This is a genomic window from Microbulbifer sp. ABH2_005 (assembly GCF_056160005.1).
In genome coordinates, this window is sequence record NZ_JBSWWI010000001.1 from 2,488,856 (window position 1) to 2,510,713 (window position 21,858).

Genomic DNA, 21,858 nt, shown 5'->3' on the forward strand with positions numbered 1-21,858 from the left:
CGCATAAAAAACAAGCTTTAAAGCTGACTGAAGCTATTGCATGGGCCACTGGGCGATAAAACTATAGAGAAATTTATCGATTAGCGACAAAGGCAATCTTTCCTAAAGACTATGGAAGGGTTTCCAACAAAGCACCTAAGTTGGCAGCCTCCTGGTCCACAAAAGAAGTGGTTGCCGAAAGAGCCGGGATCAAATATTGATCCGCGTATTGGCAGCCAATCATTTCGATAGGTTTTTGCCCTAGTTTTTCTGCCAAATCGGGGCAGTGGGCTTTGCCAGTGCGAAGAGAGTCGAGCAGTAGGTCATAACCGGGGCGCCAACACTGTAACTCAGGAAAGCTTCTTCTCAATGCGGCAGCGATCCGCAAGCCTTCATAGTCCAGGTCCCCCCAGAAAAAAACTGGCAATGGACTCGAGTCATCGCCATACCACCATTGGAGAAATTGCTGTCGAGACGCTTTATCGACCACATTAAATGTACTAAAGCGAGCAATGCCAGGATTGCGAATCCGCTCCGCGCCGCCCTGATAACCCTCGCTATACACCAGGGCCGTGCGGTTGGGCTGCAATTCAGCGAGGCTGATAAAAGTATCCTGATTCTCTATAAAAATCACCTGCGTAAACTGTTCCGGCAGGTAAGCGTGAAGTAACAACTGGCGCTCGCGAATTTTTCGGCTCAGTTCCGGAAACAGGTTACGCACCAGGGACTGGCGACTATGTAAATCAAGATATTTGGAATCGCCTTTAAAGCAGCGCGCGGCCAATTGCCGCCAGGTGATTTGCTCGGCAAAAATCAATTCCCGACTTATAGCAGCCCAACAAGAGACCAACTCTTCAACGGAGTCGAATCCCGGCTGGAGTTCCAACCCTTTTATGGGAAAAGCAGTGGGGTTCTCAAAACGGTCGGCATAGGGTTCCAGTAAACTGGTCCAGGCAGACTGGCGCAAATTGGGCGATGGACGATTGAGCCATAGGCGCAGCTGCTCTTCACTGGCATCCCTAAAGATCAGCTGAGCACCCTGCCACTCTGCAACACCCGGTCGCCGTTTAGGATTCGGCTTTACCGCAAAGCATTGATACTCATTGGCAAAGTGCTGGAGCTCACTCCACAGTTCCTGCTCATCCTGGGTGGGGTCCCTGAGTGGCTCAAGTACTTCTTGCCAGCGTTTACTGCCAGCGCGCAAATCCAACCTGAAACTGATGCGAGCTTTTTTGCCACGCTGCAGCTGGCTATCCCGCCGATCCAAAATAAAATTCAGGATACCGATTAACAGCGGGTTTTCCTCTACCCAATAGGGCAATGCCTTTTCCATCGGTTGCCTCCCTGCCAATGGAGGGGTTTCCCCCGAAAAATGCCTGCTCAGTTCAATCTACTTCTACCAGATCCATAAAATCCAGTGATGCCTGTTGCCGAATCGTGCGGCGGTGATTGGCCCAGAGTTCAGCGATACGCTCTTGGTTGCACACCTTGCGATCCACATACACCCGAGTATTCAGCTGGCCGATGGGCTTGGCACTGGGGCACTTACTGAACACAAACTGGTTGGAGATCAGATCCATAAAAGGCCCGGATTTACTGCTGGGCATAATAAACAGCAGCTGTAAGCCCAGGGTTTCAGTCAAGTAACGGATCACTTCTTTAGAGCGGGACTCATCCATTTTGGAGAAGGCCTCATCCACCAGCACCATCTGCAAATGGCTGCCGCTTTCACCAAAGCGGAAGGCCGAAGTGACCGCTGCGGAGCGGATAATATAAGCCGGTGTTTCAAGCTGGCCGCCAGAGCCGGTGCCGTACTGGCTGAGCGCAATTGGCTCCTTGCCCTCCGGTTCTTTATAAATTTCGTAGCTGCGGTAATTGCGGTAATCGCTGATACGATCCAGCTCGCGTCGCGCCACCTGTTCGTTCTCACTCAGCAGCATATTCAACAAGCGATCGCGCACTTTGCGGTGCTTGGGTGCCAAATCCGTATCGAACAGGCTCTGCTCTTCACCCAGACTCGGCAGCTCGATCACCGCCTTAAAGAAGCTCCAGTACTCCTTAAATTCCGCAACCCATTGGTAGTCGAAACGGAAGCGCTCGCGATCGGCGCCGAAACGGTGGTGCTCCAGCTCTTTGTTCAGATCATCCAACACGCGCTTACCGTCGTTGATGGACTGGTAAATAGCGTGGCACAAGTGAGTGACAAAAGTAGTGTTGAAGGATTTTTTCAATCCCAGCAGTTGATCGTGACGCTCCACCAGCAGATTATTCTTCAGGCGGTTACGCAGGGTTTCCACCTGATTGCCGAGGCCACTGATCAACCTGAACAGGTTGTCTTTATGGCCACCGCTCAGGTCTGGCTCAAACACCAGGGTATCAACGCTGGCACAAGTGGCGTTGTACTCCATCACCGCGCGATCCAGCTGGCGACTATATTTTTCCAACTGCCCTTGCCAGCTTTCAATATCCGCTGAGAAATCGAAGTTATCGGCGGCGCGCTCCACCTGCTCGTCGGCAGTAACCAGCACCTGCTCGGCATCGAAAGCCGGATCGATGGCGGTAATACGCCTTACCATCTCCTCGCTGTCACTGGCGGCATCGTCCAGGGACTCCAGCTCACCAGACAGGGCATACAAAAGTTTTTCGTTGCTCTTTAACTTTGTTTCCAGGGAACCGGTTTGACGCTGGAGATCAGACAACTGCTTCTGCTGGTTTTTAAGCTGGGCTTTTAGTTCGTCGACTTGCTGCTCGAACTGCTCGAAATCCTTTAGATCCAGGTTTTCCAAAGCACGCTCGGCACTGCGCCATTCGCGTTGGGCCGCCAGTGCGGAATCCACGATAGACAACAGCTTGATATTCGCCAACCCACGCACCGCGTTGGTGACACGGCGGTAGAGCTGGTGGCGCTCGTTGACGTGAGCGGCTTCTTCCAGCAACTGCTCCATAGCGCGCTGCTGTGCGGCCAATGCGCGAGCGCGAGCGCCCTGGCCGAATACCAGCTCCGCATCGTCCATATCGCAGCGCCACATGCTGTAGTTACCACTGGCCATACCATCAGCGGTCAGGCCCCGGCGGGTGCCGCGCAGCTCGTGTTCATCCTCTACCTGTACCACGGCACCATAGGAGGCGCGCAAATAGTGCTCGGCAGTTTTATGGGTGAATTCCATCAATTCGAGAATGGAGCTGGACGGTGTCTCCAGGCGCTCAGCATCGCGACGGGCTTTATCCCCCTGAATCACCCGGGCGCGGTTGTTGCGACCAGGCAGGCTGCGCACGATGCGAATCGCGCGGGCCTCGTGCTCCGGCTCCACAATAATCGAGAAGCGCGCGCCGCCCAGATAGCCTTCAATCGCCATCTGCCAGCGCTCATCCAACACTTCCACGTAATCACACAGGACGCGGGGTTCCGCCTGCGGGCACTGCTCACGAATAGCGGCCAGGGCCGCTTCCACCGACTGGGGGTAGCGCACGCGGTTGGCCTGCAAATGCTGGATACGGCTTTCCTGGGTGCGCAGCTGCTTTTGCAGTTGCTGCACTTTTTGTTCCCAGCGGGAGGCCTGTTGGGTAATCTGCTCTTTGGGAGAAACCTCATCACTGGTGCCAGCTTTGCCACTGCTATCCAGCAAGTCGAAGAGGCGGTTCTGTAGAGCTTCGCTGCTGGCAGCGCGCTCGCGCAGTGGCTCCAATGCGGCCAGGTCAATCCAGTCCTTGCCCAACAGCTTGTGCAAATCCGGCAGGTCTTCCTCGCGGGCTACCTGCTTGATCGCCTGCACCAGTGCTTTATCGGAGAAGGCGGGAATTTCCAGCTCGGCAGAGGTGGAGTTGAGCAGGTTTAATAATTCTTCGGCGGCCTCGCGGTTCTCGCGCCAGCGGGCCTCTTCAGCAGACATGGGGGTGTGCTGCTGGGACAGAAGGCTCAGGGCATTGTTAATACGCTGTTCCAGTTCGTCCTTATTGCGCAGCGCATCGATACCCAGACGTTGGGCTTGAAGCTCTACCAGCTGGCCGTTGAGTTGCTCGACGCGCTCGGAAGCGATGCGCACTTCCCGCTCATTGTTTTCCAGATCGGTACGCAGTTTTTTCTGGTCGTTCTTGCCGCTCAGGTAACTTTTTTGTACCCGCTGCTGGCGGTGGCGCGCGCATAAATATTCCTGCACCCGCAACTGCAACCACTGCTCCCGGTAGAGCTCTACCGACTGGGCAATGGCCTCCAGCGAGCTGACCCGCTCCACAATCTGGCGGGCTTCCTGCTCCATGCTGTGAATGGTTTTCATCAGCTCGGAGACGGAGCGGATGGCATCACCCAGATCGCGTTTTTCCAACACTTCCTGGGCGACAAAATCGTTGATGCTTTTTACTGGCTTGTAGGCCATAAAATTGGCAAAGGTGCGCGCGGCATGCATGGCCTCGCGATCGGAGACCGCATCGCGGCGTCCGCGCAGGGCGCCGTAAAGGCGGCGCAGGTAGGCCTTTTTCTTGTCGTACTGCTCTACTTTTTCGAACTGCTTGCTCAGGACCTGGTTGAACTTATCCAGCGGCAGCAGGTGTTTGCCATCAGTGTAATCCCGGACAAAATCCCCCATCACCAACTGCTCGCCGGGGAATACGAAAAAGCGCAAATCACTCTGGCGAGCCTGGGCGGGTTTGCTGCTGTTATCCAGGTGCGCGCGAATCCCCATCACTGCGGTAAAGGGCTCAGCATCGTCTTCACCGCTGGTGGGGTGAAAAATACCGGCGATGTAACAGTCGGTGGGCTCTACACGGGCGTAACTGCCGTCGTCACAACCCAGTACATAGGAAGCTAGCGTCCGCACCTGCTTGCCACCGCGCCCGCGCTGGGTGGTTTCATCCTGTCCCGGGTTAAAGGTAAACAGGGTGTCGTGGGCGGCGGTCATCAATGTCTGGATAGCATCGGCCGCCGTGGTTTTACCGGAACCGTTGCCACCGGAAAACAAGTTGATCGGGCCGAAATCATATTCCAACTGCGGGATATTGCCCCAGTTAATCAGGATCAGTTTTTTTAGGAACATAGTCTTTTCAAAAACACAGTCTTTTCGCAGGCGGGAACCCGACAACCTTTTGCAAGGCTCCTGGGCGCGGTTCACACAGCCCCAGGCGGTCGAATATTTCTCGATTTTTTTGGCCGGTAGTCCCGGCCATTTTTATTACACCCTAAGAGGCCGCTTCGCTCTCAAACAGGCTGTGGTCTTCAACTTCTGGGGTTATACGTTCGGAGGGTTTTTCTTCCTCAGCATCATCATCCTTCTCTTCGTGGGAAGCCGGTGGAATGTCATTGTCGATCAACTGGCGCAGTACCGACTCGCTGACAAAGTGGGCGATGGTCGGGCGCACGCGTAACCAGACTTCCGCACTGGTCTCCACTTCTTCACTGCTGAACTGCACCAGACGCAGTTGGCGTAATTTCTTCAACAGGTTTTTACGCTCGGCGTGCTTATCCGGCAGGGACATTTTCAGCAAGTTGCGCATGCCCAGTTCCAGGGCTTCCATCGATAGCGCGGCACAACCGCTCTCATCCACCTGCCCTTCCCGCAGCGCTTTGTCGTACTCCACCCGCAGGGCGAGAATCGCGGCCACTTCCTGCTGGCTAAGGCGCGCGCGGAAGCCACCGTGGTGCGGCTCTTCCTGATCCGGGAGACCGGGCACCTCAGCGCCGGGCGGGTATACGCGGATAAACTGGAAACGGCTGTCGTGCTGCAAACGCAATCCCAGCGGAGCCAACCACTCGCGCACCAGCTGCTCACAGCGCTGGAAACGATCGTAAAGGGTGGTCTCAATCACGCTTTCATCCCGGCAGATCACACCGTAATCCAACAGGCGTACCAGTAGCTCGGAGAATTCACTGCGATTCAGGCGACATTGCGCCAGAGCCTCTTCCAAAGCCTGTTCAATCACTGTTTTTCAGCTCCAGGATATATTCATCAAACTCAGTGAAATAATCATTGCTGGCGATTTCACCGGTAAATTTCACCTGCAGATCGGCGGCGCCACTCTGGTTCACCGCGGCCGCTTCGATCACATGGCTCATGGCGAGCAAATCACGCGCATCGCGCAATGGCAGGTTGCGGCTGTTGATCTGGCGGCCGGTGCCGAGGGCATCACTCAGATAATCGCGCAGGTGACTGTTGTTGAAATTAAACGCCTGGTCGAGCAGTTGCTGTAGCTCAATCTCGCGGCGGTTCTCTTCACCGATGGGGGTTTCATCTTCGACCCGGGTATTCACCGGCTGGCGGCGATTGCGCTGCCACAACTGGGTTTGCTTGGGGTCGAACAGCCGCAGCTGAAATCCGCCCAGCTCTTCACCCAGCTGCTCGAGAATTTGTGTTTTTTGCTGGCTTTCGCCGAGTCGCTGGCACAGGTCGGCAAACTCGCCTTCGGCCTGGCTGTGCAGGTAACTCAGCTGGCGAATAATAATATCGGCGCGCTTGGTAAAGCCCTGTAGGGCCCGGCGCAGTGCAGGCAGTTTCACCTCGCAGGCGCGGCGCATGCGGTCCTCGATGGTATCGAGCATCAGCCACAATAAAGACTGCCCCTGCTCCACCAATTCCGGCAAAAATTGGCGCAGGCGCTTTTCCCACTCCGCCTTCTGCACATCCTCTTTGCGGCGAATACGCTCAATCACCCGATTGATGGCATCGCGGTGCTTTTCCACGCTGTCCGCAGACAAGCGGATAGCCAGATCCGGCTGGAAGCGGCTCTCCATAAAGGAGAAAAACTCATCGGTGGCCTGCTGCACCAGTAACTGGGCTTCCACCTCGCGCACCATTTCCCGTTTGCGCTCTTCCAGTTCGGCAATCATATCGGTGAAATCCGCCACGATACGCTCGGAATATTCCCAGGCATCGATTAAATCGTGGATTTCACCTCGGCTGGCAAAGGCTTCGAGGGCATTTAAGGTGTTGCGGGTGTTGCGGTGGCGGGTGCGCACGCGGGTGCCATTCACTTCCACTAACGGCTGAGTGAAAAGTCGGCCCCGTCGGCTAAACGGGTAAGTGGCGGTGAGCGTAGCGCTGTCCACCTGCTTCTCCAGCCAACCGAATTCCACCAGGCTGTTCAGTACCCAAACGGCCTGATCGCGCAGGTTGCGGAAACGGCCCTCAGGGTCCTGCACTCCATCTTCACTATCAAGTTGGGGCGCGCGGGTCAGAGCCTCGGCAAAAATTTCCAGGATCTGCTCGCGCAGCAAAGACTCACCGTAGTCAGCCTTAGCGGTGTACAGACGCTCATACAAAAGACGCAAGCACTCGACCACCTGCTCGCGGTATTTACCGGTCAGCGGGCGGAAGAAGTGCTGGTAGGAATCGACGAAGAACAACGACTATAGGCCCGCTTATTCCTCTTCCGGCTTTTGATTGAAGACGCAGTACTTGGTGTAGTCACGCCCATCATCCAAAGTCCATTGGCCCTTGGGTACTTTATCCATTTTTTCACACCAGGCGTCGGAACCACGTTTGGGCTCACAGGCGGTCAGTGCGACAAGGGCTACAGCGGAACTGATTAAAACGAGTACTTTTCTCATGGTTCGCTTCTACAAATGAAATTCGAATGGCTTTTTCTCCCCAGCTGCGACCAGCCAGGGAGAAATCAGTGAGCGTAGTTTAAGGATGTCGTTTAGGGGTTAGAGGCGCCCTACTCGCGGCGCCACTTAGTGCCCTCGCGGCTATCCTCAAGTACCACACCTTTGGATTTTAACTCTTCGCGAATCTCATCGGCGCGGGCAAAGTCACGGTTTTTCTTGCTCTGCACACGCTCTTCAATCAGCGCTTCAATTTCCTCTGCGGAAATCGTTTCTTCGCCACCGCGGGCCTGCTTGAACCAAGTTTCCGGGTCTTGCTGCAAAATGCCAAGCATTTCACCGGCCGCCAGCAACAAACCTTTCAGGCGCGCTTTATCGGCGTCTTCGGCCTTGTTCAAATCGCGGGCGATCTGGTGCAGTTCGCTAATGGCGATGGGAGTATTTAGATCATCTTCCAGCGCTTTAAGAAAAGCGGTGCCGGCCAAATCTGCCGCTTGCGCCTCAACCACTTCGGTTTCACGCAGGGCACCGTAGAGGGTATCCAGGGTGCGCCAAGCCTGGTCCAGCAGGTCAGCACTGAAATTCAGTTCTGAACGGTAGTGGGCAGATAGCAATGCGAAGCGCAGTACTTCGCCAGGGTAAAGTGCCAACAGGTCTTTGACCATGCGGAAGTTACCCAGGGATTTGGACATCTTCTCGCCGTCGATATTCACGTAGCCGTTGTGCATCCAGTAGCGCACAAAATCCACGCCATTGGCGCAGCAGCTTTGGGCTCGCTCATTTTCGTGGTGGGGGAAAGTCAGGTCGCGACCGCCACCGTGAATATCGATGGTGTCACCCAGGTGCTTCTTGATCATGGCCGAGCACTCCAGGTGCCAACCAGGACGGCCACGGCCCCAGGGACTGTCCCAACCTGGCTCTTCTTCTGAGGAGGGCTTCCACAATACGAAGTCACCGGCATATTTTTTGTAAGGTGCAACTTCCACCCGCGCACCGGCGAGCATATCGTCGAGGGAGCGTTTGGACAGCTGACCGTATTCCTGCATGGACTCCACCGCGAATAGCACATGGCCCTCGGCGGCGTAGGCGTGACCCTTCTCCAGCAGGCTTTCGATCATCGCGATCATTTCCGGCAAGTGCTGGGTAGCGTAGGGGACGATATCCGGCTCCAGGTTATTGAGCGCGGCCATATCCTCATAGTAAGCCTGGGCATAGCGCGCCGACAGCACGCCGATTTCCTCGCCGTTATCCCGCGCGGTCTTCATGATTTTGTCGTCAATATCGGTGATATTGCGCGCGTAAATCACATCGCTGAAATTTCTTTTTAGTACCCGGTACAGGGTATCGAACACCACTACAGGGCGGGCATTGCCGATATGCACGCGGTTGTACACAGTGGGGCCACACACGTACATGCGCACCTGATCTTCCACCAGTGGTACGAAAGGTTCTTTCTTGCCGGAAAACGTGTTGTAGACCTGTAGAGACATCTCTTCTCTCAAACTCTTTTGCTGACTGGGCTGGGCCTATCATTGGCCCAGCCTCCAAACACTGCCCTCAGACAGTGACCTGTTTTGTTATTTGCTTTGCTCTTTCGCCCAGCTATCGCGCAGGCCAATGGTGCGGTTAAACACCGGCGCTTCTGCGCTGCCGTATTTGCTGTCGCGACAGAAGTAGCCGTTGCGCTCGAACTGGTAACCCTGCTCCGGCTCCGCTTTGGCCAGGCCGATTTCCGCCTTACAGCCTTTTAGGATTTGCAGGTTGTCCGGGTTTACACAGTCAAGGAAGTTCTTACCGCCGGCATCCGGCGCCGCATCGTTGAAGAGGCGATCGTAGAGACGCACTTCGCAATCGACATTCTTATCCGCAGAAACCCAGTGAATAACACCCTTCGGCTTAACGCCGTCGGCTGGGTCTTTGCCCAGGGTATCCAGATCAACCGAGCAGATCACTTCTACAATTTCGCCGGCATCGTTCTTCACCACTTCTTCGGCAAAAATGACATAGGCATTGCGCAAGCGAACTTTTTTACCCAGCACCAGGCGTTTGTACTTCTTGTTGGCCTCTTCGCGGAAATCCTCTTTCTCAATATAGAGAGTGCGGCCAAACGGAAGTTCACGGGCCGGCAGGTCATCGCGCACCGGGTGGCCCGGTGCTGACAACAGTTCTTCCTGACCTTCCGGGTAATTTTTCAGGGTGATCTTCAAAGGCTCCATCACGCACATAGCGCGCGGTGCATTTTTATCCAGGTCGTCTCGAATGCTGTATTCCAGCATGCCCACATCGACGACGGAGTCGGAACGGGTGACACCGATCATCTCGCAGAAGTTGCGAATGGAGGCCGGAGTAAAGCCGCGACGGCGCATACCGGACAGGGTCGGCATGCGGGGATCATCCCAGCCGTCTACATGGCCTTCGTCAACCAACTGCTTGAGCTTGCGCTTGGACACCACGGTGTAGTTGAGGTGCAGGCGGGCAAATTCGTACTGACGCGGGCGCGAGGGCACCGGCAGATTCTCGATCAACCAGTCGTACAGTGGCTTGTGATCTTCGAATTCCAGGGTACAGATAGAGTGGCTGATACCCTCAATTGCATCACACTGGCCGTGGGCAAAATCGTAGCTGGGATAAATGCACCACTTATCACCGGTCTGGTGGTGAGCCATTTTTTTGATGCGGTAAATAATCGGGTCGCGCAGATTGATATTGGGCGCAGCCATATCGATCTTGGCGCGCAGGCTGCACTGGCCCTCTTCCATTTCACCGTTGCGCATCTTCTCGAACAGCGCCAGGTTTTCCTCGACGGAGCGATCCCGGTAAGGGCTGTTCTTACCCGGCTCTTTCAGCGTGCCGCGGTAGTGACGAGCTTCTTCTGCGGACAGATCGCACACGTAGGCCTTGCCATCTTTAATCAGGTGCAGTGCCCATTCGTACAATTGATCAAAATTATCCGAGGAATATTTGGCCTCGCCATTCCACTCAAAACCGAGCCAGGAGACGTCGCGCTTAATCGCCTCGACAAACTCTTCCTCTTCCTTAGCCGGGTTGGTGTCATCAAAACGTAAATTACAGGTGCCGCCAAACTCCTGAGCCAAACCAAAGTTCAGGCAGATGGATTTGGCGTGTCCAATATGTAGATATCCATTCGGCTCCGGTGGAAAGCGGGTTGCCACCTGGGATACCCGGCCCTCTGCCAGGTCTTCGCGAATTAGGTTCTGTAAAAAGTGAGCGGGCTTGCTCTCGGATGTCATAGGATTCTCTTATTTACAGCTGTGCGAACATAAACGGCGAATTATACCCTAGTTGAGCCACAGAATATCCTATTTAGCTGAGTGTCAGGCGATGATTTTTACTGTTGGCGCACACTTTTTAGGCAATCCATTATGATATCGTGACTCGGCGTTTTACAGCTCCTGACGAAAAGGTATCATGCCGGCCGAAATCAACCCTCATAGGACATTTTATGATCACCTTGCACACTACCCACGGAGATATTGCTATCGAACTGGATTTCGACAAGGCCCCAAAGACTGCAGCCAACTTCCTGCAGTACTGCCGTGATGATTTTTACACTGGGACCATTTTCCACCGGGTGATCGACAACTTCATGATTCAGGGCGGCGGTATGACCCCCGATATGGAGCAGAAAGAAACCCGTGAGTCCATTGAAAACGAAGCGGACAACGGCCTGAAGAATGACACCGGCACCCTGGCCATGGCCCGCACCATGGACCCACACTCCGCCAGCTCCCAGTTCTTTATCAATGTAAAGGACAACGACTTCCTGAACTTCCGCAGCAAGGACACCCAGGGCTGGGGTTACTGCGTGTTTGGTAAAGTGGCCAACGGTATGGACGTGGTCAACAAGATCAAGAGCGTAAAAACCGGCAGCAAGGGTTTCCACCAGGACGTACCTCTGGAAACCATCGAAATCACCGGCATCAGCATTTCTGACGACTACGCAGATAAGTAATTTTTCGAGCCCATTTAGGCTTTAAGGCGGGGACATTGTCTATTTATTTTATTTCCGATCTGCACCTCGATGAGAGCCGTCCAGAGATCACTCAGGCTTTCTTTGATTTCCTGCGCGGCCCTGCCGCCGGTGCCGAGGCACTATATATTCTCGGCGACTTCTTCGAGGCCTGGATTGGCGATGACGACGATGCCCCCCTGATCGATGAAGTAGTGCGGGAGTTGAGCCACTACAGTGGCACCGGGGTGGAACTGTATCTGATGCACGGCAACCGCGATTTCCTACTCGGTGCGGATTTTGCCCAGCGCACAGGGGCAGTATTGCTGCAGGACCCAACCACCCTCACTCTGGCAGGTCGGCAAGTACTTTTGATGCATGGCGACAGCCTATGTACCCGCGATGAGGAATACATGGCTTTCCGTCGCCAGGCGCGGGACCCCAACTGGCAGCAGGGGTTGCTAGCCAAGCCTTTGGAAGAGCGCCGCGCTATCGCAGCACAGATTCGTGCCGCGTCCAAAGCCATGAACAGCCGCAAAGCGGAAGACATCATGGATGTCACCCCTGAGGAAGTGGAAAAAGTGATGCGTGAATACAACGCGAACATTTTGATCCACGGCCACACCCACAGGCCGGGCCGCCACCCCTTCTCCATTAATGATGCCCCTGCGGAGCGCATTGTACTGGGAGACTGGGATCACAATGCATGGTGCCTGAAAGCGAACGGCGAAACATTGGAGCTCGTGCACTGGCCAATCGGCTGACCACCCCATCACTACGCCCGCTAATGGTAGAGTCTTTGCTCGAGCTTCACAGCTTCCGCCAGTAGGCGCAGGCTGTGTCGCAAGCGCTCTACCCCGCCAAACTTGAAGCCCTTGCCCTGCAAATAGGCACAGTCCATTACCGCTGGCGGCTCTTCCCGAGGCTCTGGGGGCAGAGGGCTACGCGTTCCCAACATGGACTGCAAAATCTCAGCCACTTCCCGGTAACTCACCAGGCGATCACTGCAATTTACTGCCCGACCCCTGGCATCCTCCTCAGTCAGCACCAACTCTACCGCTCGAGCTACATCTTCTCCATGTACCTCGGTGGCAACTCTGGCCTGGGTATAGGGCTCCCCACTGACCACCGCACGGGCAATGTCATACCACTTGCTGCGCTCCAGAGGATTTACCACACCATAGACTCCGGTGAGGCGCAGGGAAACCGCATGCCATTGCCGTTGCTGAGCCCAGGCACAGACCATCGCCTCCACCGCCGATTTATAAGCCCCATAAAATGTATCGGGCCGCACCGCCTGATGCTCGTACAAACTGCCGCGCAAACACCCCGTCGCGTACACCGCCCTACTGGAAATAAAAACAAATTTATCCACGGCAGCAGAGTGAGCCACCTGCATCAACAGCAGCGTGCTGTTCAAATTGGAATCGAGATACCTGGAGAGGTTTTCCCCCTCCCCACCTCGATAGCGACCGGGCAAATGGTCATAGGCGCAGTGCACTATCGCATTAAGCCCCCTCACAAATTTGGATAAAACACTGCGATCTGCCATATCGCCAGCAACCCACTCAAAGTTACTGCCCGCAGCAAAGGGAAATAAGCCCGACTTGCGCCCCGAACGGGACATTGCCCGCACCTTGTAACCATGATCGAGAAAGTAGCGAACAATAAATTGCCCGACATAACCACTAGCGCCAGTGATACCGATATTCACAAGGCACCACCCGACGATTGGCGCTGCTCACGCGCAAGCTGCTCGACTCTTAAACTGATATCGCGCCCCTGATTGACAGCCCACCACAAATCGATCAGCGGTCTGAGCTGCTCCGCCTTCCCATGGTCCTTTTGCCAAGGCTTTTCGTATTGATAGTGAATCACATGAATACTGCTCCACAGCCATAATTGAGGTAAGTTCAGATACAGATACTGCAAAGCATTGTAGATATAAGGTATACCGTGCCAGCGGGGAAAAAACGCCTGTAAAAAAGTTTGGTCGGTGCGACGCCAAAATACGCCGGGTCGATCCAGCAATTTCAGCATTTTTTGATAAGTGCCCTCACAGGGTACGGCAGTAAACAAGCCGGAATTCATCCGTCCAAAGCCATCCAAGTCTTCATAGAGGTTAGGTGCAGCACAAAACTCGGGGTAATCCATCAGGTGATCAATATTACGAAGCACTAGAACATCTGCATCGAGAAACACAAGTTTGTCATATTCCTCCAAACGCCAAAGAGCCAGTTTGCAGAAATTGTTCAATGGAACATGAAATCTAGGCTTATTCCCTTTATCGAAAGGCGCACGCCGATGTAACCTCTCGCGCTCATGACGCCGAATAAATGCTTCGGAAAAATCCGGCAGGTTGACCTCCTGCACCAAGCATCCAGAAGATTCCAGCGGCGCTGTATTAACGCAATCGGCGACCACCATTGTAACTAGAGGATAGATACTTCCCACCCTCTCCAATGAGCGCTTTAGAGCGACTGCACCAATCACATACTCTGGGCTATTGATGAGGGTAACAAAGGCACAATGAGACATGGCGACAACTGCACACTACTTGATACTCATTAGGGGGACGCACTGCCAAATGCTCAGAAAAAACCTATGGGATGGATCATAGAGGGGGCATTTTCTCTTGCGAGCCATGGATCGCGCGAAGACGCCATCGATCCATAATACACTCCACCTGTTTTAGACTGAAACAGTTCACATTATAGATAAAGCTCGCCCGAAGCTGGCCTCCATAAGCCGCTATTGAAAGATAAATTCCGTAGGGGGTTAAACGTGTGGGCAGTGGGGTCGTATGTATTTTCAATTTCTCGCCAACTTCCACCCAGTCTGAAGTTTCACCGGTATATACAGCACTAAAGCCTTCATGATGCTCTTCGGTCTGAAGAAAACTAACCAGGAAACAATTGGAGGCATTAAGTTTATGGCCGATGCTGCCATGAGGGCCGATAGAGTCTGCAGCATAGGCCGTGCGCACTGCACGTTTGATCTCTTGCGACAGCCGGGTGAGCTTTTCCGGCCAGGATTCGTTCCTACAAACGGAAAGGTTTCCATAACGAAACATGGGCCCCAGAATATACCGGTGTTCTCGCTTTAAACGCAGTGACAGGCTGGTATTCAGCCAAAAGTCATGGTGAAGAAATTCACATAGAGTTTGTTGGTAAGCGGCACACAAGTAGGCAAACAGGCTGACCTTTGCATCGCCGGCATTGGCCTGGATTTCTTCGAACTCTCTGCCCTCAATATTGAGGGTCGCCTCCTTACAAATAATTGAAACAATTTCTTGATGCGAGGCCTGCCAAACAGCCTCATGCTGTAGCTCCAACTTGTTACGCCAGTAATATCTGGCTTTTTGCCCACGCTCCGATTCGAGATAGGTGTCTTCAAAATTGATATAGTCAGCAAAATCCGTAGCTTCTCCCCGAGGCCTATAAGGCTTCCCAGCTTCCATGGTCAGGTAAGCAGTCAGGGATTCTGCCCACAACAGTGAAAGACTAATGCCATCAGTAATAATGTGGTGACACTTGGTCAAGAAAATATATTCATCTTCGCCGGTCCGAAAAAGACTGAGACCAAGTAGTTGATCCGAATTTAAATCCATGGGCGAACTGCTGAACTGGCGCAGGAAACTGGTGATATGCGCCTCACTCATATGACGAATATCCATATAGTCCAGCTCGATATCGTCAAAGCTTCGAACCGCCGGCTCATCATGATAGCGGCAACGAAAAATAGGATAGGAATTTACAACCAACGGAATGGCCCGCTCAAACAACTCGACATCCACATCGCCCTTGATGCGCATGGCACGGGTAATCAGGTCAGCCAACACCTTGCGGTGATTGAGGTTGTAAATGCTCTGTTCAGTAATTGACAGAGGCACACGGGTGGAGCAATCCCAGCCTGGCATGGGGAACGCCTATTGCCGGCTACGAGCTAGTGGGCCCAATCAAATTCTGTGCCCCACCCAATACCTGGCGCAGGTGTGGCGCCTCAGCACTATCCTCAGTATCTGTACCAATACCTTCACAAAGAGAACTTTCCTGGTTTTTTCGTGTTCGCCAGTAGGAGCGACATGGGATCAGGTCGGGATTAGAGCGGTGCGCATATTTTCCGGCAACTTCAGAGATTTCCTCCATCAGCCCCTGAGCCAGGAAAGTTGGCTTCAAGCCCAGGTTACACAGGCTGTCATTCTCCACAAATAACTCGTTCTCTGCGGCCTCGTTGCGGGGGTTATCGACAAATGCCACCTTGGCTCCACTGGCATCAGCAATTATCTTGGCGAGATCGCGCACCCGGTGGGTTTCGGTCATCTGGTTCATAATGCGCACACGCTCGCCCACTGCGGGAGGGGAGTCGATCGCCAGCTGGATACAGCGCACCGTATCGGAGATATGAATAAATGCGCGTGTCTGCCCACCAGTGCCATGAACCGTCAACTCATGACCAGTAGCAGCCTGCATAAGAAAACGGTTCAGTACAGTGCCGTAATCCCCGTCGTAGTCAAAACGATTGATTAAGCGCTCATCCAGGGCGGTTTCTGCAGTTTGAGTTCCCCAAACGATCCCCTGGTGTAAATCCGTAACTCGCACACCATCGTTTTTGTTGTAGTAGGCAAAGAGCAGCTGATCCTGAGACTTGGTCAGGTGATAAATACTGCCTGGGTTGGTCGGATAGAGAATCTGCTGGGAAACCCTCTGTCCATTTTCCAGGGGTATTTCCACATCCAGGTAGCCCTCTGGAATCTTCATTCCCGCAGAGCCGTAACCGTAAACCCCCATAGTACCGAGATGGACGACATGCGTATCGACACCCGCATCCACCACGGCAGCGAGAAGATTATTGGTGGCATTGATATTGTTGGAAACCGTGTAACGCTTGTGACGCGAGGATTTCATGGAGTATGGCGCAGCGCGCTGCTCGGCAAAATGCACAATCGCAGCAGGCCTGGTCTCTGCAATCAACTCCACAAGGGGATCGTAATCACAGGCAAGATCCAGCCTATGCAGGCCAATGTTGAGCCCGGTCATTTCCCACCAGCATTGAATACGCTGCCCAATACTCTCGATAGGCGTCAGGGATTCCACCCCCAATTCCTCATCGATAAGGCGTCGTGAAAAATTATCCACGATAGTGACAGCGTAACCCTGCCTCGATAAATACAGTGCCGTAGGCCAGCCACAGAATCCGTCACCACCCAATACCAAAATGCGGGCATTACCGTTTTGCCGCATATTTGCCTCCCCAGAGAAAATTCGCGCCAAATACCGAAAGCTATAAATGAATAAATAATATACAAGACCACTAACCAGGCGACTGCTGGCTATTGACCAGCTAGTGGGTGGTGTCACTGATTAGCGCCTACAATCCACCCATCCATTCGGCCAAAGGGAGTACTGTGAGAAAAAAGCGCTCCCCCTTAGAATCCTAGAGAAACCCGGAGCCTTGTGCAGAAACCTGGGGTTTAATGGCGCCAATCGGATTGCCAACAGGCACCAGCTTGGCGCGGATAGGGAATATAGTTCGGTAAAGAAGGTTATGCCATTCAAGCGCAAGGGCTGCCCCCTAGAAACTGCTATTTTTCGTCAAAATCCTCTTTGCTAGGCCAAATTGAACCAAACCACTACCCAATCGATTGATCACAGACACCAAGATTCTCTTGATTTACGCCACCACCCCATTGCATGATCCTCTCTGACCTCAGGGGAGAGGAGTGCGATCCAGGTGATCAACAACCTGAACAAACGGGTATTAATACTTGGCGGCTACGGCAATTTTGGCGCGCGCATCGCGCATATGTTGCGTTCTGAGCCCGATATCCAGCTGATTATTGCCGGCCGCAACAAGGCTCAGGCGGATCAATGCGCTGAAGAACTCGGTGGGCTCGCCGAAGGCTTGCGCCTGGAAAGAGACGCCATTAACCTGTCCGCGCAACTGAAAGCCCTACATTTGGATCTTTTGATTCACTGCGCAGGACCTTTTCAAAAAGAGGCGGATTACCGAGTCGCCAAAGCCTGTATCGAATCCCGCACACCTTACATCGATATCTCCGATGGCCGCCGCTTCGTGTGTGACTTCCATCGCCTATCACCTGCAGCAGAAGCTGCGGGAATAGCCATGGTGTCTGGTGCCAGCAGCCTGCCCGGCCTGAGCTCCGCCGCAATCGCCGAAATCCAGCTGGAGTTGCCGGTTATTCATTCCGTCGACATCGCTATAGCACCCGCACACCGTATAGACCGCGGCCTGGCAACCGTACGCGCCGGTGTTGAATCCCTCGGCCATAGCTTTCCACAACTACAGGGCGGCTACTGGCGTGAATCCCATGCAGGAAAAAATCTACGCCCCATCAAGCTCGCCCACCCGGTAGGTAAACGCTGGCTGTGCGATTTTGATGTGCCCGATCTGGAACTCTTCCCGAAGTATTTCCCCGAGATGCACAGCGCCCGCTTCGCTACCGGGTTGGAGCCACTCACCCTGCAAATCGGCCTGTCCGCTTGTGCCCAATTATCTCGCCTACAGCTACCCGCAACTACCGCACGCATCGCCCAACTCGGCCACAAACTCAGCGAACGCTGGCCGGGAGGCACCCCACACGGCGGCATGATTGTGCGTGCCATAGGGGAAAATACCCATGGTGAAACTGCCTCACGCTGCTGGCAGGTGCTCGGCCTGAATGGCGATGGTCCCTGGATTCCAGCGGCTCCTGCGGCGGCCCTAGCTCGCAAATTTTTACGTGGAGAAATGGTAGAGACTGGGGCAAAGGCATGCTGGCAACTTCTCAGCCTGGATGAGATTCTACTTGAATTAAATGATCACTCCGTTGTGACCTCAATAGAAAGCCACTCCCGTGAGCGTATGCCCGCACTTGCTTACTGAAAAGCCTTGGACCTCTGTCTTTATGAGACTCTGCAGGCAAGCTAACGAGCTGATGATGGACACAAACGAAGTCATATGCAGCTTAAGACCACCAGTATTTCCCGGTAATTTTCAAGTTTGGTTTAACTTCGGCTTATCTGTATAAGCCCTAATACCCGTGCATTAAGATACAGCGCCAACGTTCACTAAGTTTTTGTAGGGTGTCTCGACTAAAGCAGTTGGCGTTATAAACAAAATTACTGTGGAGATATCCATCGTAAGCCGCCAAGGAGAGATAAATGCCATAGGGACTGATACGGGCGGGGAGATCTAACGAACGTATTTTAATTTTCTCATTAATAGCAATCCAATCAGAGCCCGCGGCATTATATGCAGCTTGCAATCCTTCTTGATGCACTTCCGTTTGCAAGTAGTTGACCAAATAGGTACAGGGAGCTGGTAGGTTATTACCGATGATTCCATGGGGGCCTATTGAGTCCGCCACATAAACTGTACGCACGGCATATTGTATTTCCCTGGACAAACGCTGTAATTTTTCCGCCCAGTCTTCTTCAACCACCACAGCCAGATTTGCCAAGCGAAACATGGGTCCAAAAATCTGCCTATGTTCTTTTTTTATCCGAAGTGACAAACTCACATTCATCCAAAACTCTTTTTGTAAGAGTTCGTACAAAGCTTGTTGAAATGCGGCACACAGATAAGCAAAGTGACTGACCCCAGCAGCCCTAGCACGCTCTTTTATATGTAAAAATTCTCTCGGTTCCAGGGTATAAGCCAAATCTTCGCAATAGAGCGAGACCATTTTTCCAACTGACGCCACCTCAACAGCGTTTCTTTGAAGGTTGAGCTTGTCCCGCCAATATTGCAGAGCTTTTTGTCCTCGCTGGGAGTGGATATAGTTATTTTCGAAATTTACATAATCGGCAAAGTCAATCGTTTCGGGCTGGGACCGGAAGCTTGCGCCATGCTCGAGATCCAGGTAAGCAGTTAGAGCCAACTCTAAAAGCAGGGCCAAGCTAATGCCATCGGCAATAATATGATGACATTTTGTCAAGAGAATGTATTCAGCCTCTCCCGTGCGAATCAGACTTAACCCCAAGAGTTGATCCGACTGCAACGCTATTGGCGCATTACTGTATTGAGTTAAAAAGCTCATTATATGGGCATCACTCATGTCACAGACATCAATGATATCCAGTTCGACATCAACAAAAATGCGTCTAACGGGCTCCCTGGTGTAGCGGCAGCGAAAAATGGGGTAAGTGTTAACGGTTCTATGAACCGCCTCCCTGAACAGGTCAACTTGAAGAGGCCCTTTGATATTTATGGCGCGGGCGATCATATCCGCCAGGGCTTTTCGGTAATGTAAGTTGTAGATACTCCGCTCTGTGATTGACAGAGGCACATCTGCAGACTGTTCCCATCCCGACATGCTTCTCTCCCATGAACGCTCAATAATCTTTCTGCCAAATTTCTGCCAGGCAGCCCTCACGACGTGGTGCACCTAATATCTAAAACCTTTTAACCCTGCAGAAGCATTTCGAAATTATTCAGAGGCTCCCTTAATGAGTATTGTATGTTCAAGATGAGAATAAACGAGCGACTCACTGTGCCACTCGCCCTGCACTAATTACTCGACAATATTAATTACACGCATAAAGATTGTTTATACGCCTAAAAAAAGCTACTTGGTAAGATTCACACCTTGAGCGGCCTGTTTTGCGGCAGATCGAGGGTATATAGCAGCAAAGCCCCGCGCGATGATCTAGGTTCATTATCGGAACTCCCTGTAATGAGATTGAACCCACCCACTATGATCATCTCCTCAGCCTGGCGTGCTTACGCCAGTAGAAATGGAATCAAGCGCGCGATCATTCCGGTGACCGCCCTGGTTCTGACCCCGATATTTCTAATTCTCACCATCGCAGTCGATGCTTGGTGGGTAATCGCCCTGCTGCTGAGCCTATCTTTGGTTCTTCTGGGTATCTACGACATGCTGCAGCCCTACTGGAATGTGACACGTAATTTTCCTGTTGCCGGCCGCATCCGCTGGATGTTCCTGAATCTGCGTCCTTACTTCCGCGCCTATATGGTGGAAGGTGACGAGGAAGGCAAGCCATTTAGCTATGAGGCGCGGCGGCTGGTTTACGCTCGCGCCGACGGCTTCTCGGATATGCATCCCTTTGGCACCCAGTTGGATGTGCAGAGCGATGAATATATGTGGCTCACACATTCTATTAACCCGGCCAAAGAAGCGGATGTGAAGTCCCGCATTGAGGTGGGTTCCGGTCGTTGCGCAAAGCCCTATTCGGCAACGCTATTAAATATCTCCGCCATGAGTTTCGGCGCCCTATCCGCCCCAGCGATTGAGGCTCTAAACAAGGGCGCCGCTATCGGCGGTTTCTATCACGATACCGGAGAGGGCGGTATCAGCCCCTACCACCGTAAACACGGCGGTGACCTGGTGTGGGAATTAGGAAGTGGCTACTTTGGAGCCCGCCACGATGACGGCAGTTTCGATCCCGACCTTTTTCGAGAAGCCTGTGATGATCAGGTAAAGATGACCGAAATTAAACTGAGCCAGGGTGCTAAACCCGGCCATGGGGGCGTATTGCCCGGTGCAAAAGTCACCCAGGAAATCGCCTCCACTCGCAAAGTGAAACCAGGAGTGGATTGCGTCTCCCCACGAGCACACTCAATGTTTTCGACCCCCGTTGAAATGCTCGAATTTGCCGACCAGATGCGCAACCTATCTGGGGGCAAACCGGTGGGTATCAAACTGTGTGTAGGGCAGGTATTTGAAGTGCTGGCCATTATGAAAGCCATGCTCGAAACGAAAAAATATCTCGACTTTATCGTGGTAGATGGCGCCGAAGGGGGCACAGGCGCCGCACCGCTGGAATTATCCAACCATGTGGGCATGCCGCTACTGTCGGGGTTGATCGTGGTGCGCAATGCTCTGGTGGGTACCGGCTTACGGGATAAAGTGCGGCTGGCCGCCAGCGGCAAAATTTACTCTGCTTCAGAACTGGCTGCCTGCCTGGCGATTGGCGCTGATTGGTGCAATGCCGCGCGACCTTTTATGTTTTCCATTGGCTGTATCCAGTCGCGGCGCTGCCACACCGATACCTGCCCCACGGGTGTCACCACCCAGGACCCTCAACGCCAGCGCGGTCTGGTGGTGGATGTGCAGAGTAAGCGCGCTGCGGCATTTCAGGAGAAAACTCTGGAGGCCCTTGGGGATATTATCGCCGCCGCAGGTTTAACCGAACCGCGGGATCTACAGCCCTATCACCTCTACCACCGAATCAATGGCACCGAGTCATACCCTATCGATCGAATCTGGCATTTCCTCAATGAGAAGTCCTTGATAGACGCACCCGATGAAACCCCTTACCGACACTGGTGGCAGGCCGCGAGGGCCGACTCATTTCAGCCTGCGGTTAATCTGGCTCATCACGATGATCACTCCGCCCTGCGACGCCTATAG

At 53.4% G+C, this 21,858-nt stretch carries 16 protein-coding genes; 4 read left to right on the forward strand and 12 right to left on the reverse strand.

The features are described from left to right. Positions 1 to 109 precede the first annotated feature (109 nt). The 7 genes from ACXAFI_RS10890 to ACXAFI_RS10920 form a co-directional block, all read right to left on the reverse strand. Entirely contained in the window at positions 110 to 1,312 is a 1,203-nt protein-coding gene (locus ACXAFI_RS10890; RefSeq protein ID WP_475108820.1) for a Wadjet anti-phage system protein JetD domain-containing protein, read from the reverse strand. Between the two features lie 52 nt (positions 1,313 to 1,364). After that, positions 1,365 to 5,009 carry an ATP-binding protein gene (locus tag ACXAFI_RS10895; protein ID WP_475108821.1) on the reverse strand — a complete coding sequence of 1,215 codons (3,645 nt, stop codon included), beginning with the start codon at positions 5,007 to 5,009 and terminating at the stop codon, positions 1,365 to 1,367. A gap of 142 nt (positions 5,010 to 5,151) precedes the next feature. After that, positions 5,152 to 5,892, reverse strand: a complete 741-nt coding sequence (locus tag ACXAFI_RS10900) for a DUF4194 domain-containing protein (protein ID WP_475108822.1) — start codon at positions 5,890 to 5,892, stop codon at positions 5,152 to 5,154. Further along, positions 5,885 to 7,312, reverse strand: coding sequence for a Wadjet anti-phage system protein JetA family protein (locus tag ACXAFI_RS10905; protein WP_475108823.1), 1,428 nt, complete (start codon positions 7,310 to 7,312; stop codon positions 5,885 to 5,887). Before ACXAFI_RS10905 ends, ACXAFI_RS10900 begins: the two co-directional genes overlap by 8 nt. Before the next feature lie 15 nt (positions 7,313 to 7,327). After that, a complete protein-coding gene (locus tag ACXAFI_RS10910) occupies positions 7,328 to 7,516 on the reverse strand; it encodes a DUF3012 domain-containing protein (RefSeq protein WP_444921846.1) in 189 nt (62 codons plus the stop codon). Between the two features lie 110 nt (positions 7,517 to 7,626). Beyond that, positions 7,627 to 9,003 carry a cysteine--tRNA ligase gene (gene cysS, locus ACXAFI_RS10915; RefSeq protein WP_475108824.1) on the reverse strand — a complete coding sequence of 459 codons (1,377 nt, stop codon included), beginning with the start codon at positions 9,001 to 9,003 and terminating at the stop codon, positions 7,627 to 7,629. A gap of 87 nt (positions 9,004 to 9,090) precedes the next feature. Next, on the reverse strand, positions 9,091 to 10,764 hold the full coding sequence (locus ACXAFI_RS10920; RefSeq protein WP_444921844.1) for a glutamine--tRNA ligase/YqeY domain fusion protein: 1,674 nt from the start codon (positions 10,762 to 10,764) through the stop codon (positions 9,091 to 9,093). A 212-nt stretch (positions 10,765 to 10,976) separates the two neighbouring features. Between ACXAFI_RS10920 and ACXAFI_RS10925 the strand changes: the two genes are divergently transcribed. Both ACXAFI_RS10925 and ACXAFI_RS10930 read left to right on the forward strand, forming a co-directional pair. After that, the gene (locus tag ACXAFI_RS10925) at positions 10,977 to 11,486 is read left to right on the forward strand and encodes a peptidylprolyl isomerase (protein ID WP_152453099.1); all 510 of its coding nucleotides are present in this window, start codon (positions 10,977 to 10,979) and stop codon (positions 11,484 to 11,486) included. Positions 11,487 to 11,521: 35 nt separating this feature from the next. Continuing rightward, a complete protein-coding gene (locus tag ACXAFI_RS10930) occupies positions 11,522 to 12,247 on the forward strand; it encodes a UDP-2,3-diacylglucosamine diphosphatase (protein ID WP_475108825.1) in 726 nt (241 codons plus the stop codon). A gap of 20 nt (positions 12,248 to 12,267) precedes the next feature. Here the strand turns inward: ACXAFI_RS10930 and ACXAFI_RS10935 are convergent, their stop codons facing one another. The 4 genes from ACXAFI_RS10935 to ACXAFI_RS10950 form a co-directional block, all read right to left on the reverse strand. Then, positions 12,268 to 13,197 carry an NAD-dependent epimerase/dehydratase family protein gene (locus ACXAFI_RS10935; RefSeq protein WP_475108826.1) on the reverse strand — a complete coding sequence of 310 codons (930 nt, stop codon included), beginning with the start codon at positions 13,195 to 13,197 and terminating at the stop codon, positions 12,268 to 12,270. Continuing rightward, positions 13,194 to 14,021 (reverse strand): glycosyltransferase, encoded by an 828-nt coding sequence (locus tag ACXAFI_RS10940; protein WP_475108827.1) that lies wholly within the window; start codon positions 14,019 to 14,021, stop codon positions 13,194 to 13,196. The genes ACXAFI_RS10935 and ACXAFI_RS10940 overlap by 4 nt, the downstream gene beginning before the upstream one ends. A gap of 76 nt (positions 14,022 to 14,097) precedes the next feature. After that, on the reverse strand, positions 14,098 to 15,402 hold the full coding sequence (locus ACXAFI_RS10945) for a condensation domain-containing protein (protein WP_475108828.1): 1,305 nt from the start codon (positions 15,400 to 15,402) through the stop codon (positions 14,098 to 14,100). 19 nt (positions 15,403 to 15,421) lie between these two features. Next, positions 15,422 to 16,726, reverse strand: coding sequence for an NAD-dependent epimerase/dehydratase family protein (locus ACXAFI_RS10950; RefSeq protein ID WP_475108829.1), 1,305 nt, complete (start codon positions 16,724 to 16,726; stop codon positions 15,422 to 15,424). Between the two features lie 490 nt (positions 16,727 to 17,216). Between ACXAFI_RS10950 and ACXAFI_RS10955 the strand changes: the two genes are divergently transcribed. Further along, entirely contained in the window at positions 17,217 to 18,368 is a 1,152-nt protein-coding gene (locus ACXAFI_RS10955; RefSeq protein WP_475108830.1) for a saccharopine dehydrogenase NADP-binding domain-containing protein, read from the forward strand. Between the two features lie 148 nt (positions 18,369 to 18,516). Here ACXAFI_RS10955 and ACXAFI_RS10960 read toward each other — a convergent pair whose 3' ends face one another. After that, on the reverse strand, positions 18,517 to 19,800 hold the full coding sequence (locus tag ACXAFI_RS10960; RefSeq protein ID WP_475108831.1) for a condensation domain-containing protein: 1,284 nt from the start codon (positions 19,798 to 19,800) through the stop codon (positions 18,517 to 18,519). 360 nt (positions 19,801 to 20,160) lie between these two features. Here ACXAFI_RS10960 and ACXAFI_RS10965 point away from each other — a divergent pair, with 360 nt between their 5' ends. After that, positions 20,161 to 21,858: an FMN-binding glutamate synthase family protein gene (locus tag ACXAFI_RS10965; RefSeq protein WP_475108832.1), complete on the forward strand. Its 1,698-nt coding sequence runs from the start codon at positions 20,161 to 20,163 to the stop codon at positions 21,856 to 21,858.